The organism is Parapedobacter sp., from assembly GCF_035556095.1.
GTDB lineage: Bacteria > Bacteroidota > Bacteroidia > Sphingobacteriales > Sphingobacteriaceae > Parapedobacter.
Genome location: NZ_DATMFT010000031.1, coordinates 43,455 through 57,921, shown reverse-complemented (window position 1 = coordinate 57,921; position 14,467 = coordinate 43,455). Strand labels below are relative to the sequence as shown.

Genomic DNA, 14,467 nt, shown 5'->3' with positions numbered 1-14,467 from the left:
TTTCTCGAAAAATCAAATCGGTACAGATAATTGCTAATCCAATACCACTTGAACCATCATTTTCATTCTACCTTTAAAAAAATTTTTATGACCAAAATAAACGACAAATACGATATCCCGCAGATCACAGATGCCCACGTGCATTTCTGGGATTTGAAGTCATTAAATTACCCTTGGCTGGATGATGTACCAGCGATCAAAAGGTCTTTTGGACTCACCGATTATGAAGCGGCGACCGAAGGTATACCGGTTTCAGAGATGATTTTCGTGCAGTGTGAATGTCTGCCTAGTGAATATCATGCAGAGGTAGACTATGTAACCGAGTTGGCAAAGACAGAAACACGTATTCGTGGTATCATCGCTTATTTTCCACTGGAGGCTCCAGATGCAGCGGAAAGTCTACACTTACTTACACGTAATACCCTCGTGAAGGGAGTTCGCCGACTCGAAGAGGAACCTACGTCGTTGTATCGGGACTCGCGCTTCATATCGAATATGTCATTACTAAATCGTCTTAATCTGAGTTTTGACCTCGGTGTGAAAGCACATCAACTGCCCGCGGCCGTGCACCTCGTGCAGGCCGCACCGGACAACCGCTATATACTCGACCATTTCGGCAAGCCTGCCATTAAAACGCGTGAATTCGCACAATGGCGAAGTAACATCCGCGCCCTGGCTGAACATCCACATGTATATTGCAAGCTATCGGGATTAGTTACGGAAGCGGACTGGAAAGCTTGGGACATTAACGACCTACAACCCTACATGGATACGGTGTTGGAGTACTTCGGCCCGCATCGACTGGCATTTGGGGGCGACTGGCCCGTGGTAACGCTAGCATCAAGTTATACGCGGTGGTTCGAGGTGGCCCAACAGCTATGCCACACCCTGGCACCACGCGACATGGACAACCTATTTTACCACAACGCGCTTAACTTCTATCAAATCAGTAAACGCACATGAACCAACATATGTTAACATCCGATTTCGCCATGCCTACCCACCCCAAGCCAATCGTTGTTATCGGTGCCGGTGGCATTGTGGAAGAAGCCCACCTCCCCGCCTATCGAAAAGCAGGTTGGCCTATCCACGGCATCTATGACGTACAGGCTGATAAGGCACAACGCCTGGCCACAGCATTTGGAATTACTCACGTGTATGCATCAATGACTGAGCTCATCGCTGGTGCGCCGTCCGATACCGTGTTTGACATCGCCGTACCGGCATCCAAATTAATAGGTATATTGAATCAATTGCCCCAGCGTGCGAATGTCTTGATGCAAAAACCCATGGGCGAAACACTTAACGACGCTAAAGAAATACGTCGCATCTGCGAAGCGAAACAATTCACGGCAAGTGTAAACTTCCAAATGAAACTAATCCCGTCTATCATTGCTGCAAAACACCTGATCGATCAAGGCACTATTGGTGAATTGCACGACATGGAAATACGGATGAACATCCACCATCCGTGGGAGCTATGGGACTTCCTTTTCGACTTGCCTCGCATGGAGATGCTCTATCATAGTATCCATTATATGGACATGATTACCCATTTTTTGGGCATGCCCAAGCGGTTGTATGCAAAAACTTTCCAGCATCCCAAGCAGATGCAATTGGCATCGACCAGATCGATTATCGTATTTGATTATGATAAACCCATCCGCGCATTCGTCAATACCAACCACGGGCACGATTTCGGCCTGAAACATCAGGATTCGTTCGTGAAGTGGGAAGGAACAAAAGGTGCTATAAAAGCGACGCTTGGAAAAAACATCAATTTCCCCAAGGGCGAAGCCGATCGATTTGAATACTTTTTATCAGAAAATGGTACGAACCAGTGGGTAGAAGGGAACATCCGCGGTGCTTGGTATCCTGATGCTTTCATGGCAACCATGGCCGATTTGCAATGCGCCATCGAAAACCCCGCTGCTCCACACGTCACATCGATGAAACGTGCGTACGACACCATGCGCTTGGTAGAGGCCGCCTACTTATCGAATGACAGCGGTGGCACAACCATTCCCGACTAATTAACAATTGATCATTATTAACACGTCATTCTACATTTAATGGATACAGTACTAAATAAATTCAGCCGTAAACTCACCGAAAACGAAGACCAACCGGGCTCAAGAGCGATGCTCCATGCCATCGGTTTGGACGAAAGGACAATCAAATTACCCCAGGTGGGTGTTGCCAGTGCGGGGTATGCAGGTAATCCCTGCAACATGCACCTCAATGACCTTGCGGCTATCGTAGTTGAGGCGATGAAACCACACGACTTAACAGGGCTCACGTTCAACACGATCGGTGTGAGCGACGCAATCGGCATGGGCACCCGGGGGATGAACTTCTCGCTGCCCTCGCGCGATTTGATTGCCGATTGCATTGAAACGGTGATGGGCGGCCAATGGTACGATGGTTTGGTAACGGTGATGGGGTGCGACAAAAATATGCCCGGCGCCGTTATCGCTATGGGAAGGTTGAATCGTCCCGCACTGATGATCTATGGGGGGAGCATCCACTCCGGCAAGCACAAAGGAGAGAAAATCAACGTGTTGTCGACATTCGAAGCCTATGGAGCAAAGATGGCAGGCATCATCGATAGCGAAGAACTCAATCAGATCATCCGCAACGCTTGCCCCGGTGCCGGAGCCTGTGGGGGGATGTACACAGCAAATACCATGTCATCATCCATTGAAGCACTGGGACTCTCTTTACCCTATAGCTCATCCAATCCGGCAACGAGCAACGAAAAAAAACAGGAGTGTATTGATGCCGCTGCGGCCATCAAAAACTTACTGCGGCTCGACTTAAAGCCGCGCGATATCGTTACGCGACAATCGTTGGAAAATGCTTTGGTCGTAGTGATGGCGCTTGGGGGTTCTACCAACGCTGTGCTGCATTACCTCGCTATCGCCCGGGCCTACGGCCTTCCCTTGACCTTAAGCGACTTTCAGTACATCAGTGACCATACGCCGTTGATCGCCGACTTGAAGCCAAGCGGGAGATACCTTATGGAAGACGTGCACGACAGCGGTGGAACACCTGCTATTTTAAAGATTCTGTTAGATCATGGATTACTGAACGGTGACTGCCTAACAGTTACTGGGAAAACACTCCGCGACAACCTGGATGACATCAAACCTTGGAATAATACATTGAATCTTCTGAGACCTTTTGAGACACCGTTGAAAAAAAGCGGCCATCTCCAAATCCTCTACGGAAATGTAGCCCCCGCAGGCTCCGTAGCCAAGATCACGGGAAAAGAAGGTGAATTCTTTGAAGGAACGGCCAGGGTCTTCGACAGTGAGGATGAAACCGTCGAAGCGGTGAAGAAGGGTCTTATCAAAGAGGGAGACGTCATCGTTATTCGCTATGTTGGTCCGAAAGGCGGGCCAGGCATGCCGGAAATGCTCAAAGTTACCGCCGCGATCATGGGTGCCGGATTGGGCACCCGCGTCGCGCTGATTACCGATGGACGCTTTTCAGGCGGTACCCACGGATTTGTTGTAGGGCACATCTCGCCCGAAGCATTCGACGGCGGCCCCATTGCGCTTTTGCAAAATGGCGATCGCCTTACAATCGATGTGGTAAACCGCCGCATAGATGTTGGATTAACAGCGGCCGAACTGAGTGACCGACAGGCAGCGTGGGTGAAACGCAATCCGTCCGTCACTTCAGGCGTATTGTTTAAATATCTACAACTCGTATCATCGGCATCCCAAGGATGTATCACCGATGAAAAGACCATCGAATAAATAGACTGATTTTTAAGGAATTACCCGTTGTATGGTCGTCGTGTCCATCGGGCTTATCGAGTCGCGCAGTGTTTTGGCTTCTTCAAAATGCATTTTCAACGTGGGAAGTGTCTTCGCAGCGAACGCTTGTAAATCAGCATTCCGTGCGTCAGAAGCGGCATCTTCAAACAGTGATACAACACGATCGTGATCTTTGACCATGATATCGATGTATTCTTCCTCAAACGCATCGTCAGCTTTATCACGAAGCTTTCGTTGCTTATCTACATGGTCTTCACTGATTACCGGTGGAAGCGTGATGTTGAGGCTCGTTGCGATTGACTTTAACTCGTCATTTGCCTTCTGATGGTCCGCAACCATCCGTTGTGCAAAGTCCTTGATGCGCTGATCGGTTGCTTTTTCCATAGCCAGCTTGCCGAGTTCAATTTCGGCCAAGCCGGCGTCGGCCGCCTTGACAGCAAAGTCCGCATCCTGCTTGTTGACCATTGCTGACGTATCATTTACACCCTGCGCCTGATCAACACTATCGTCGGCTGCCCGCCTATTCGTGTTATTGCATGCGGCCATGAGGATTGATCCAATCGCCATTGCCAAAAAAAACTGTAAGGGTTTCATAACATTTCCATTTAATAATATAAATATATTCATCTATTAATCTTCTACATGTGGCTCATTAGGCTGCTCCAGCAAGCCATCCAATAGCCCCTGCCATTGCGGATAGGAAAGCCCTAGCTTGGCGCTGATTCCCACCACGGTGTTTCTTATATTATCCAGGGTGGAATCGGTATGCGTATTAGTTACCTCGTTTCTGCCGTGGTATCGTGCAATCACTTCATGACCTTTCCGTTCAACCACCAATGTGGAGCTGGCCGAGGCCTGAAAGAAATGCCCGATGTCGTCTCCTTGTTTCAGCGGATTTTGCGCCGGTTGCAGGGTAATTGCGCAAAACTGATCAGTGACGTCGGTGATATCTGTGATGACTACCCAGTCATATCCATCGCCGATGGCGGGACCGGGTCCTGGAATATCAATCCGGACGTGATCGCCTTCTTTGGGACGGCTTTTTATCGCCTCACCACCGTAGGCGTCTGTGAGCACAAACGTCGCCACCGGAACGGATGCAATCGTATCCCATTGATTAATATTAAGGAGCCTGCTTTTTACCAATTGTAAAAAATCGTTCGCACGGTCATTATCCGGCAAGACCGTGCGCGATTCGAGATCAACCTGTTTACCTTCCTTCTGTTCCGGTACGAATGGTGCTTTTTTGTTACCAGGTGCCATTATCGTGGTATTGAAACTAACCGTTGCTCTCTGTTGGATCGTCCGATTGGATCTGCTTATCGCCCAAGGGGTCTCGTTCGTCATTCGGCGGCACGTCTAAGGGAAGTATCGGTCGATTGGGGTCATCCCCTATCGGTTCGTCATCATCCCGCCGGGGGTTTTCAAACGGCGGCACACGCGGATCGGATTCATCTTCTTCGTTGCCTTCATCGGGGTTGTCGGGATCGTCCGGCCCCTCGGAATCTCGGTAATTATTGTCGGAAGCTTCCAGCACCGGGTTATTGTCACCGCCGGCATCGTCTCTACGGGGGTACCCTTCTGCATCCAGATCGCCGCGGGCATCTTCCGACGTGTTTGCCAACTGCTCATCTACTTCATCGAGCTGCGTCAGTTGTTCATCCGTAACGGTCGCATCAAGTTCCTCCAATTCGCCCTTCATTTCGCTCCGCTTATCGCGGTACTCATTGGGTGTATAGGGATTTTCCTCATCGTAAGTGGAATTGTCATCCTCGCCCTCCGGGGCGGCCGTGTTATAGGGCTGCGGATGGCGATATTCCCGGTCGGCCGTTTCCGGATCGAGTTCAAAGCTATCTTCCGTTTCATTATACCGGAGATCTTCCCCCGTCGGTTCACGCGTTTCATCTGTATCCGCTACATCGAGCGGAATAACAGGTGGCTTTTTCTTATTGCTTTCCATATCTTTATTGCTTTCCATTTCTTTCGACTTCTACATCACGTTAACCTCACATATTGCGCCACTTACGGTCATATACCTTCCGCGCGGCTGTTTCTACCGATTCAGGGGGTGTCATTGCTTCCCCCCACAGCACTATTCCGGACACACTGTTTATTTTAATGGGTTCATTGTTTGGAAAAATGCACAATTCAACTTAATGTCCGAATGGCATGCAGTAACTTCTCCTGCACGTTGAGGCGCGTATCGGGATAGCCATGTTCATCTACCCACACCGATACCGAAATGCGGTAGCCATCCGCCTCAAGCAGACTGATGCCAATGAGATATTCGTTACTCACCAGCAAATCGGCCGCTTTGTTGAGTTCCGCGGTCAATACGCTTTTGGCATGTTCGAAATCAACTTCGTACTTAAGCTTCAGCTCCACATCAAGGCGGCGTTTCCCCGCACGACTCATATTGATGATTACTTCGTTGGCAAGCTTGCTGTTGGGCACGATAACCGTCCTGTAGTCACGCGTGAGCACCACGGTGTAGAATAACTGGATGGACGTGACCTCCCCCTCTTGCCCCTGGCTGAGAATCTGGTCGCCAACGCGAAAGGGCTTGAGCATGAGGATGAGCACACCGCTGGCAAAATTCTGTAACGTGCCCGATAGCGCCAGCCCGGCTGCAACACCAAAAGCGCCCACCAACGCGGCAAAAAGGGTCATCTGTAGGCCCATGATTTGGATGACCAGCAGTACAAGGAGCACGCGGAGCGCCATTATAATTAGATTGGAAAGGAATACTTCCAATGTAGGGTCCCAGTCTTTTCGGTCGATTTTCCGTTTTATCCACTGTACGAGGAGTCGGATTAACCACATCCCCAAAACAAGAACCGCCAAGCCCAGTAACACCCGGGGTGCTTGGTGCACAAGCCAATTTTCGAGTCGTTCGTAAAGTTGTTCGAGCTCCATACATAAAAAGCTGATGTTCGTTCACCATGCAAAAAGCTTACCTAGCCATCTCTATAGCCACGAGAAGCAATAGTGTACTAAATACTAAATAACCGTGTCTCGATTTCCGAAAACCGTGTTTCCTAAAGCCGAAGCCGATCGGCGGATTCGTAACTGCCTTGATTGGCAAAAGCCATTTTAACTATAAATACGACCTTGGCACCGTGTATGCAAGGGTTTCAACGTATAAAAAAGAAAGGAGTCTCTTATGGTCATGAATGAAAATCCACAGCATCAGGAAGGTAGAACCACTAAAGCAATCGAAGAACAAACCGCTAAGTTACCCTCAAAAGTATTCTTATGTGCAGCATTGACCGCTATGGGTGTTTCGTTGGCGCTGAAATGCTCGGGACATAAACATATGGCGCTTTTTATAGGGCAATGGGCTGCTCCATTTTTGCTGTTGGGCACGTATAACAAGATTGTAAAGACACACGGACATGACCAGTACGACAGGTAATTGATTAATGGCAACAGCAACGTACAACAAAAGGCTGGGCAATGTATTCCTTATACAAGGGGTTTACTTTGTCGTAACCGGCATATGGCCTCTGCTCAACATGGCTAGCTTCATTATGGCAACGGGCCCGAAGCAAGATACCTGGCTGGTTGAAATGGTGGGCCTGCTATCGGCCGCAGTCGGTCTCACATTCATTGTCTCTAGCCTCCGACGGCACCCATTGCCGGTATTGCTTGGTTACACTGTCTCGGCAAGCTTTCTGCTCATGGACATCGTATACGTGGCAAACGGGCAGATTGATCGCATCTATCTACTTGACGCAGCTATCCAGGCTGCGTTTATCGCAGTTCTAACCGTTATTCTTATTTTGAATAGCCGCAAACGGGCGTGAGAAAATTCGAGCAGCGAGGGCACGTATATATATCGGTATCCATATAGTGTTCCGCCCGTGCCCTGATTATATGGCGTCATTTGGCACTATTGGACAGAAAACCCAAACCTAATCAACTATAAATCAGCCATCATTGACTAAAAGACAGTTTACAAGGCTATCCATTACTGTACTAAAAACCCGACTCGTTGTAGGCAAAAGGGGAAAAATCTGAAAATAACTAAAACCTTTCTGTCGGTTAAAGCGTATTCCCTTACGATTACATAGTAGCAAAAACATCAGTAAAATTAGAATCAAGTATATGGAAAATTCAGCAAAAATTATTTGGGCTTCTCCTCAATCGCTCGCCCGTGACGGTATCGTCGCACTTTTGGACCAAGAGCCCGATTTCACTTTTGCGGAGATCATTTCCAAACAGGAAGATATGATGAATGCGGTGGCCAACAAACCTGTCGCCGACATATTGATAGTTGATCACTTTTTCCTAAACGATCAACGGCAGCTCCTGACCTCATTGAAGGAAATCGCACCGTTATTAAAAGTGTTGGTCTTATCGGGAACCGAACATAATGAAGATATCCTCGATTTGATGAAATCGGGAGCAGACGGCTACATCGTCAACGAAGCCAACAAAGATGAGCTCATTTTTGCCATCAAGCACATATTGACGGGTAACACCTATATATGCACAGCTTTGTATATTCAGGTTCTTGAGTCTATCGCTGCATTAGATATTGAGAAAAAAGGAGCCACTGTGGAGTTTTCCGAGCGGGAAGAGCAGATTCTCAAGCTCATTTTGGAAGGATACTCCAATCAGGAGATTGCTTATCAACTATTTACCAATAAACGCACCATTCTAAAATACCGGGAGAGCCTATTGCAGAAAACCGGTGCCCCGGATATCGGCACCGTTATTCGCATGGCATTGCAGCAGGGTGTATTAAGTTAATTGCGGAAAAAAATCAAGCTGTGGAAAAATCAGAAGACGCTTTCGAAATCGAAATCACCGACGACCAGCTCACGGAGCGGTTCATTATCCGACCTCAACACACCACGGACGGCATTCCAGTTTACCATTGTTATTTGCCTGATGGCACATCTATTGGCGAACTACGGCAAGAGCCGTCAGGTGAGTGGATTCAGGTTTGGGGTGATCTGGCCAACAATTCGGTAGAGCGAATCGGCGAAGCCATCGCACATCACATGGCATAAGTGACTACTAGCGGCTTCATCAGTCCGAGGGGGTCCGAGGAACGGTGAAATAAAAAGTGGATCCCTTTCCCATCTCGCTGGTAACACCCACCCGGCCACCGTGCCGCTCAATGATCTCTTTACTTAAATACAAACCTAGCCCCAGTCCCGTCATTTTAGACGTTCCTTCTACCTGATAAAAACGAGTAAATACCTTTTCTTGTTGCTGCCGTGTCATTCCCATTCCCTCATCAATAACCTGAACGGTCACTTCTTCCGGCGAAGATTCTAGTACAACATGTACTTGGTGCGCGTCTGGCGAATATTTTATTGCGTTGGTAATCAGATTGATGACCACCTGCTCTAAACGCTGCCTATCGGCCTTCACGAGGTAATCACCATGGATGTTATTCACGAAAACGGTGTGGGTCTGGCTGCTGAAATGGAAAGTTTCCACCACATCTAATATCATTTCGCTGAGATCGAACGTTTCGAAGTGAAAAGTAAGTTTGCCCGCTTCAATCTTTGAAATGTCCAACAGCTCGGCAACCAATGCGTTGATCCGTTCCAATTGTTTCAGCGCCTTGGTAAGGAATCGGCGCCCTACTTGGTCGATTTCCGACCGTTCCAATATTTGAAGATATCCTTTTGTGGTTGTTAGCGGCGTTTTTAGTTCGTGGCTGGCTAGCGCAATAAACTCATTTTTACGGAGGTTTAACGCATTCACCTCCTCAAACAATCGAGCGTTATCCAGGGTCACTGCAACCAAAGATGCAATGCTGTGTATGATATCTTCATCGGCAGCGTTGAATATATCCGTTTGGGCATAGCCAAAAAACATTGCCCCGATTAATAACTTATCGGCCGACCGGATAGGGATCGCTAAACTGTGTCGAATGGGAGGTGCGTCCACCCTTCCGCCCGACTCAAATAATGCTTGGATATGAGGCATCGCTGCTACGTCATCGAATTTTATGGAACTTTCACCAGCAAAAATGGTATGGATAAGCCCCTCCTCCGACTTCAGGCCGCTAAAATCACCCTTCGTTTCGCCAAGCACCGCTACGGCCACCGAAAGCTTGGATTGTCCCGGTTCGTCGGATACCCGATAGAAGCAAATACCGACATCTGCAGCAGCAAGATGGGTCGTTGAATTGATGATCGTTTGAATGAGCGACGGTGTATCTAATTTTTCGGTGATAATTTTGCCAATCGCATGTAAGGTTTCCAATTTCTTCGCGTGGAACTGTATCGTCTGTTCCCGCTGGATTTTATCGGAGATGTCTCGGGCGATTTTTGAGGCACCGATGATTTGCCCTGCCTTATTACGCATGGGCGATATGGTCAGTGAAATCGGCACCTCTTTACCGGACTTCGTCACCCGGATGGTTTGGTAATGGTCTACGGTTCTGCCCGCCTTTATTTCACTGATAATGGTATTCTCTTCATGCTGGAGATACGCCGGAATAAGCGTATTTATTGACCTACCCACAATTTCGGCCTCGCTATACCCGAAAATCCGCTCGGCACCATGGTTCCAACTCATGATGATACCATCCAAGTTCTTGCTTACAATCGCATCGTCAGACGATTGAACGATCTCTGACAATATGGTTTGTTTCTCTTCATACTGCTTATATTCGGTAATATCCACAAGCGTATTGTATGCACCGATCAATTGTCCCTCGGCCGTCCGGATGAGCTTTGGAAACGCCAAAGTAACTCGCCGCACACCATCAGGACGGGCGATGACCAACTCTTGTCCACATATTTCAGTCTGCTCGCGCACTGCAATTGCCATGGGCGTCTCCTCCCACGGTATGGGTTGCCCATCGCCATAATATACTGCAGTTGCTCCCGACCATCTGTCGTCAGCTTGCGGCTTGCGGCCCCAAAGTACTTCCGCAGCCTCGTTAAATTCGATTATATACCCCTCGTTATCACATATATAACTCGCTACAGGCGATGCTAGGAACAACTCCTTGTAGATATGGTTATCAACCCCCATGTATGATTTCTTCATTTCTCAGCTATCCCGTAAGCAACCGACCAAAGGCCTGTCACCAGGTAACCAGCGAAATTACGATTGTTTTATCACAATATCGCAAATTAATGTTAAGGTCAGCTTGAGAAAGAAATAGCGGGAATGGAGCGTTAGATCGATAACAGCATAGGTCTATCACACCACCGATAGGAATAACTAGATTACAGCCGCTACCGGCTCTTCATGCAGTGAACGCGACATAGGAAGTGTTTCAAAGTGTACGATCCAATCTCTTGCCGCGATGACCTCCCTTTTTTGCCGGTTAATCAGCAAGCGTACAGATTCGGCTAGCCCGGCCGTACATTCGATACTGTGGTAAGCAATAAGTAGCGCATTCTCGCCCGACCGGCACTTGTCTAACAGGTAGCCGGGCATATTGCTAGAAAACACAGCTTTAACGACTGACCAAGCCAGGCCATATTTTCCACTTTCTTTCAATTGTTCACCATCCCAGCCCCATTCCGGCCCCAGTCGACTTAACTCTTCGCCCATCGTGTTACTTTGTGCGATGAAGGCGTTAAATAGCGTCGCTAGATGCTGCTCATTATCCATCAGGCTGCCCATCATGGTACGATAGCCGGCGACTCGCTCGTAGTGGAATGCCGCCAGATCTTGGAGGCATTCCACGGTAATTTTTAGGTTTTCCATAATTCCGTACGTTTATTATGTGTTGTTGATTATGAAGTGCGCAAACTAATCGTTTACAGCCTTTTCTCGATCACGCAACTGTTTTATTTGATCATGGGAGGCCCGCAATTGGGTTTTTTGGCTCGAAATAAGCGCCTTGGCAGCCGTAGATATCTCTTCCTCCTCTTCAGCCTCCCGGTATGCCTTCTGCGCAGCATCTTCGCCAAATTCACAACTTTCCAGAATAGCTTTACGATCGTCTATTGCGAATGTTTGCTTGACGTCCATCCATGCACGATAAATCTTTCCCGAAGCGGTGGTTTGATCATCCACCCGATCTTCCCACGCGCTGATATGTTGTTGCAACTCATCTTTCAGCATCTGGCTTTGCTCAATCAAACCACTGAAAAGTGCCTTCAGGTCGACGTCTGCTGCCGGCAATGCGGCAATGGCTTTTTCGTAACCAGCTATCCGGTCGTTGTTGATTTTGATAAGGTCATTTAACACTTCTGCTGTTTTCTTCATCTGCTCCATAATGTTTTTCTTTTTTAGTTATTAACCTATTTTATTATACCCTTTCAATCGGGCTGTGTTTGCTATTGACAATCCATCGTCGTTTATTGTTTCAAAAATTTTAGATCGCCGTTATACCGGCTTTTCCTGGCGCATGTAAAAGGTGCCAAGGAAGAATAACACGCGCAATACCCGAAATGACCACCACCTCACAAACCGGGTGAGTATATTACTTTTCAGCCTCACATCCTCGCGCGTTATCCGCTCACAGTCGTTCTCGATGATTTTCTCCATTTCGGCGATGGTTTGCTGTACCACGGCTTCGCCGCGCAGATCGATGTTCAACTCGATACTGACACGGGCACTGAGGTCGTTTACATTAAACGAACCAACAGTCATCCATTTCCGATCGCAGGTGGCCAACTTGCCATGAAGCATATTTCCCCGGTATTCATAAATCTCAATACCGTGGTGCAACAACCAGTCATACATGTACCGTTCGGCATCTTTAACCAATGGCACATCCATACGGCTGCAACTAATTACCCGGATGCGTACGCCCCGATTGGCTGCCGCCTCGATATCTTTTTGCACCGAACGCCCGGGAAGAAAATAACTGGAAAGCAGCATAATCTCTTCGTCGGCCCCCTGAAAAATTTCCCGGTAAGTACGGCTGATTTCGTACTTGCGACGTACCCAGTCATTGCGGCGCATACGCATGGCGCAACGATGCGCCGGCCCGAAATCGATGTGGGTAGCCCCTGGCCGGCAATGCAATGGCAAGCGCTTGGTGAATTGGAAATTTTTCCATGTCATCCAAGAAGCATTGCATAAGTCTGCTGCCACCTCACCTTCCAGACACACGGCTGCATCGAGCCAAGCGGCCTGGCCGGGTAGGTCATTATATTTATCGCCGATGTTCACTCCGGTGACCACTGCATACCGGGCATCCACTACCAACACCTTACGATGCAGTCGCCTACCGAAATAGAAATGCTTGCTTCGCAGCATCGGTTCAAAAACACGGAAATGGATACCGTTTTCCCTGAGGCGGGCTACAAATGCCTTAGATAGCTTCTGCGAGCCATACCCATCTACCAACACATATACGGCGACACCTCTTTTTGCCGCAGCGATAAGTGCATCCGCAACTAGCGTTCCCGTTGTATCCGATTCATAGATATAAACCTGCAAATGGATACATTCGCGTGCATTTCCGATAAGGTGTATTAATAACTCAAAATAGGCTTTGCCGCCCCATAGTAACCGCACATGATGACCAGTTACAAACTTTCCGCGTTCAACGTGTTTTCTTCCGGGCATAGAACGCCAGTGCCTAAAACCTGTTGATCGACGCCGCGCCGGTAGCCGAAGGCATCCGTTCTTTTGGAATAACCCAAACCTCCCCTTGCTTCCCAAGTACCAGTTCGGCGAGATCATCCAAGATGTCGTCCACGAGTTGACCGGGTTCCGGTGCCCCAAAAACGACGTCCGTCCGGCCATTAATCTGTCCCGGGATCATGCGATTTTCTTCCAGCAACAGCGCACCCACCTTCCCATCGTAAGCGTCTTTAACGATCGCCTCGATCTGATCGGTGCCCAGTCCTTGGGAAGCAGCGTGCCGATACTGGCCAATGATCCCATCCAATCGAGCCGTATAATTAGGTTCGAACACGTTCCACGCTAACTTCCGAATTTCATTTGCATCCATGGCTGCCGCATTGGCCTTCACACCATTTTCCAGTAAACGTTGGTTACGGCTTACGCGCCGGAATAGGTGGTGATGCTCGGGAAGCGCTGCAAGAATCAGGGGGAGTCTCGATGGCACGGAGTATCTAGCGATGACCGCACGGTCTACCGCTCTGAAAAACTGCTCGATATCGTTATCAATATCCGTTTTTTTCAGCCCATGGTTTTGGGCAGCCTCCCATTTCTCTCCAGTCGCTGTTCGATAGGCCGCCAGCGTAGCGTGCAAGTCGCGCATCTCATGGTCCAACGCATCGATCATCGTGTCGGGCACATCCGCTTGCGAAAGGTCTACTTCATCCAATTGATAGCGGTCGCCTTCATAAAGCTGCGCGGTATTGGTGGTCAGCACCAAGAGGTGGTATCGGTCTTTTGTTTGCAAGTATTTGAGCAACGGTTTCGTATGTGCTGTATCTGCAACAACGGCCAATGGCTGTACCGTTCTTGGCAATCGATAAACATCAAACGAATCCCGTGTCGCGAACACCGCCAGACCCTCTTTTGTATGTTGCCAAAACTGGTAGTTGGCTGCAAGCGCTGCAAACTTTTCAAAGATGCCCTGAACGCCACTATCACCCGCATACTGAACTTTTGCCGGTTCAAACTGCTGGATTAACGTTTCGAAAATGCGCGCATCGTTCGCGTTGTCAGGATGGGTACGGTGCGTCGGCATATATATCGAAAAAATGGGTGGCTCTTCATACCCCAATACCTTGTTTAGGTGTTTTGCAGTGAATTTTTCCATACTATTACGA

The 14,467-nt window shown here is 48.5% G+C and carries 16 protein-coding genes; 7 read left to right on the top strand and 9 right to left on the bottom strand.

Annotated elements, in window-relative coordinates:
- Positions 1-87 precede the first annotated feature (87 nt).
- Genes VNQ80_RS19180 through ilvD form a run of 3 tightly spaced genes read left to right on the top strand, consistent with a single transcriptional unit; the run spans position 88 to position 3,764 of the window.
- A complete protein-coding gene (locus tag VNQ80_RS19180) occupies positions 88-963 on the top strand; it encodes an amidohydrolase family protein (RefSeq protein WP_325641728.1) in 876 nt (291 codons plus the stop codon).
- Positions 964-971: 8 nt separating this feature from the next.
- Complete coding sequence (locus tag VNQ80_RS19175; RefSeq protein WP_325641726.1) at positions 972-2,033, top strand: Gfo/Idh/MocA family oxidoreductase; 1,062 nt, start codon at positions 972-974, stop codon at positions 2,031-2,033.
- A gap of 39 nt (positions 2,034-2,072) precedes the next feature.
- Entirely contained in the window at positions 2,073-3,764 is a 1,692-nt protein-coding gene (gene ilvD / locus VNQ80_RS19170) for a dihydroxy-acid dehydratase (RefSeq protein WP_325641724.1), read from the top strand.
- Between the two features lie 12 nt (positions 3,765-3,776).
- Here the strand turns inward: ilvD and VNQ80_RS19165 are convergent, their stop codons facing one another.
- The 4 genes from VNQ80_RS19165 to VNQ80_RS19150 all read right to left on the bottom strand — a co-directional run bounded on the left by VNQ80_RS19165 (position 3,777) and on the right by VNQ80_RS19150 (position 6,701).
- A complete protein-coding gene (locus VNQ80_RS19165; RefSeq protein ID WP_325641722.1) occupies positions 3,777-4,352 on the bottom strand; it encodes a DUF4142 domain-containing protein in 576 nt (191 codons plus the stop codon).
- Positions 4,353-4,415: 63 nt separating this feature from the next.
- Positions 4,416-5,048: a hypothetical protein gene (locus VNQ80_RS19160; RefSeq protein ID WP_325641720.1), complete on the bottom strand. Its 633-nt coding sequence runs from the start codon at positions 5,046-5,048 to the stop codon at positions 4,416-4,418.
- Positions 5,049-5,064: 16 nt separating this feature from the next.
- Complete coding sequence (locus tag VNQ80_RS19155) at positions 5,065-5,763, bottom strand: hypothetical protein (protein ID WP_325641718.1); 699 nt, start codon at positions 5,761-5,763, stop codon at positions 5,065-5,067.
- A gap of 170 nt (positions 5,764-5,933) precedes the next feature.
- Positions 5,934-6,701 carry a mechanosensitive ion channel family protein gene (locus VNQ80_RS19150; protein WP_325641716.1) on the bottom strand — a complete coding sequence of 256 codons (768 nt, stop codon included), beginning with the start codon at positions 6,699-6,701 and terminating at the stop codon, positions 5,934-5,936.
- 253 nt (positions 6,702-6,954) lie between these two features.
- Between VNQ80_RS19150 and VNQ80_RS19145 the strand changes: the two genes are divergently transcribed.
- The 4 genes from VNQ80_RS19145 (at position 6,955) to VNQ80_RS19130 (ending at position 8,803) form a co-directional block, all read left to right on the top strand.
- Positions 6,955-7,200: a hypothetical protein gene (locus tag VNQ80_RS19145; RefSeq protein WP_325641714.1), complete on the top strand. Its 246-nt coding sequence runs from the start codon at positions 6,955-6,957 to the stop codon at positions 7,198-7,200.
- Positions 7,201-7,207: 7 nt separating this feature from the next.
- Positions 7,208-7,591, top strand: coding sequence for a hypothetical protein (locus VNQ80_RS19140; protein WP_325641712.1), 384 nt, complete (start codon positions 7,208-7,210; stop codon positions 7,589-7,591).
- Between the two features lie 301 nt (positions 7,592-7,892).
- Positions 7,893-8,540: a response regulator transcription factor gene (locus VNQ80_RS19135; RefSeq protein WP_325641710.1), complete on the top strand. Its 648-nt coding sequence runs from the start codon at positions 7,893-7,895 to the stop codon at positions 8,538-8,540.
- 20 nt (positions 8,541-8,560) lie between these two features.
- Positions 8,561-8,803: a hypothetical protein gene (locus VNQ80_RS19130; protein WP_325641708.1), complete on the top strand. Its 243-nt coding sequence runs from the start codon at positions 8,561-8,563 to the stop codon at positions 8,801-8,803.
- A gap of 19 nt (positions 8,804-8,822) precedes the next feature.
- Here VNQ80_RS19130 and VNQ80_RS19125 read toward each other — a convergent pair whose 3' ends face one another.
- The 5 genes from VNQ80_RS19125 to VNQ80_RS19105 all read right to left on the bottom strand — a co-directional run bounded on the left by VNQ80_RS19125 (position 8,823) and on the right by VNQ80_RS19105 (position 14,457).
- Positions 8,823-10,805, bottom strand: a complete 1,983-nt coding sequence (locus VNQ80_RS19125; protein ID WP_325641706.1) for a PAS domain S-box protein — start codon at positions 10,803-10,805, stop codon at positions 8,823-8,825.
- A 177-nt stretch (positions 10,806-10,982) separates the two neighbouring features.
- Positions 10,983-11,474 carry a hypothetical protein gene (locus tag VNQ80_RS19120; protein WP_325641704.1) on the bottom strand — a complete coding sequence of 164 codons (492 nt, stop codon included), beginning with the start codon at positions 11,472-11,474 and terminating at the stop codon, positions 10,983-10,985.
- A 45-nt stretch (positions 11,475-11,519) separates the two neighbouring features.
- The gene (locus VNQ80_RS19115; protein WP_325641702.1) at positions 11,520-11,978 is read right to left on the bottom strand and encodes a PA2169 family four-helix-bundle protein; all 459 of its coding nucleotides are present in this window, start codon (positions 11,976-11,978) and stop codon (positions 11,520-11,522) included.
- A gap of 120 nt (positions 11,979-12,098) precedes the next feature.
- A complete protein-coding gene (locus VNQ80_RS19110) occupies positions 12,099-13,238 on the bottom strand; it encodes a phospholipase D-like domain-containing protein (RefSeq protein ID WP_325641700.1) in 1,140 nt (379 codons plus the stop codon).
- A 64-nt stretch (positions 13,239-13,302) separates the two neighbouring features.
- On the bottom strand, positions 13,303-14,457 hold the full coding sequence (locus tag VNQ80_RS19105; protein WP_325641698.1) for a hypothetical protein: 1,155 nt from the start codon (positions 14,455-14,457) through the stop codon (positions 13,303-13,305).
- Positions 14,458-14,467 lie beyond the last annotated feature (10 nt).

Bases quoted from the DNA above. Each gene is read 5' to 3' on its own strand.
- VNQ80_RS19145 (WP_325641714.1), top strand. From the start codon at position 6,955: ATGAATGAAAATCCACAGCATCAGGAAGGTAGAACCACTAAAGCAATC.
- VNQ80_RS19135 (WP_325641710.1), top strand. From the start codon at position 7,893: ATGGAAAATTCAGCAAAAATTATTTGGGCTTCTCCTCAATCGCTCGCC.
- VNQ80_RS19140 (WP_325641712.1), top strand. From the start codon at position 7,208: ATGGCAACAGCAACGTACAACAAAAGGCTGGGCAATGTATTCCTTATA.
- ilvD (WP_325641724.1), top strand. From the start codon at position 2,073: ATGGATACAGTACTAAATAAATTCAGCCGTAAACTCACCGAAAACGAA.
- VNQ80_RS19180 (WP_325641728.1), top strand. From the start codon at position 88: ATGACCAAAATAAACGACAAATACGATATCCCGCAGATCACAGATGCC.
- VNQ80_RS19155 (WP_325641718.1), bottom strand. From the start codon at position 5,763: ATGGAAAGCAATAAAGATATGGAAAGCAATAAGAAAAAGCCACCTGTT.
- VNQ80_RS19105 (WP_325641698.1), bottom strand. From the start codon at position 14,457: ATGGAAAAATTCACTGCAAAACACCTAAACAAGGTATTGGGGTATGAA.
- VNQ80_RS19175 (WP_325641726.1), top strand. From the start codon at position 972: ATGTTAACATCCGATTTCGCCATGCCTACCCACCCCAAGCCAATCGTT.
- VNQ80_RS19150 (WP_325641716.1), bottom strand. From the start codon at position 6,701: ATGGAGCTCGAACAACTTTACGAACGACTCGAAAATTGGCTTGTGCAC.
- VNQ80_RS19115 (WP_325641702.1), bottom strand. From the start codon at position 11,978: ATGAAGAAAACAGCAGAAGTGTTAAATGACCTTATCAAAATCAACAAC.
- VNQ80_RS19125 (WP_325641706.1), bottom strand. From the start codon at position 10,805: ATGAAGAAATCATACATGGGGGTTGATAACCATATCTACAAGGAGTTG.
- VNQ80_RS19160 (WP_325641720.1), bottom strand. From the start codon at position 5,048: ATGGCACCTGGTAACAAAAAAGCACCATTCGTACCGGAACAGAAGGAA.
- VNQ80_RS19165 (WP_325641722.1), bottom strand. From the start codon at position 4,352: ATGGCGATTGGATCAATCCTCATGGCCGCATGCAATAACACGAATAGG.
- VNQ80_RS19120 (WP_325641704.1), bottom strand. From the start codon at position 11,474: ATGGAAAACCTAAAAATTACCGTGGAATGCCTCCAAGATCTGGCGGCA.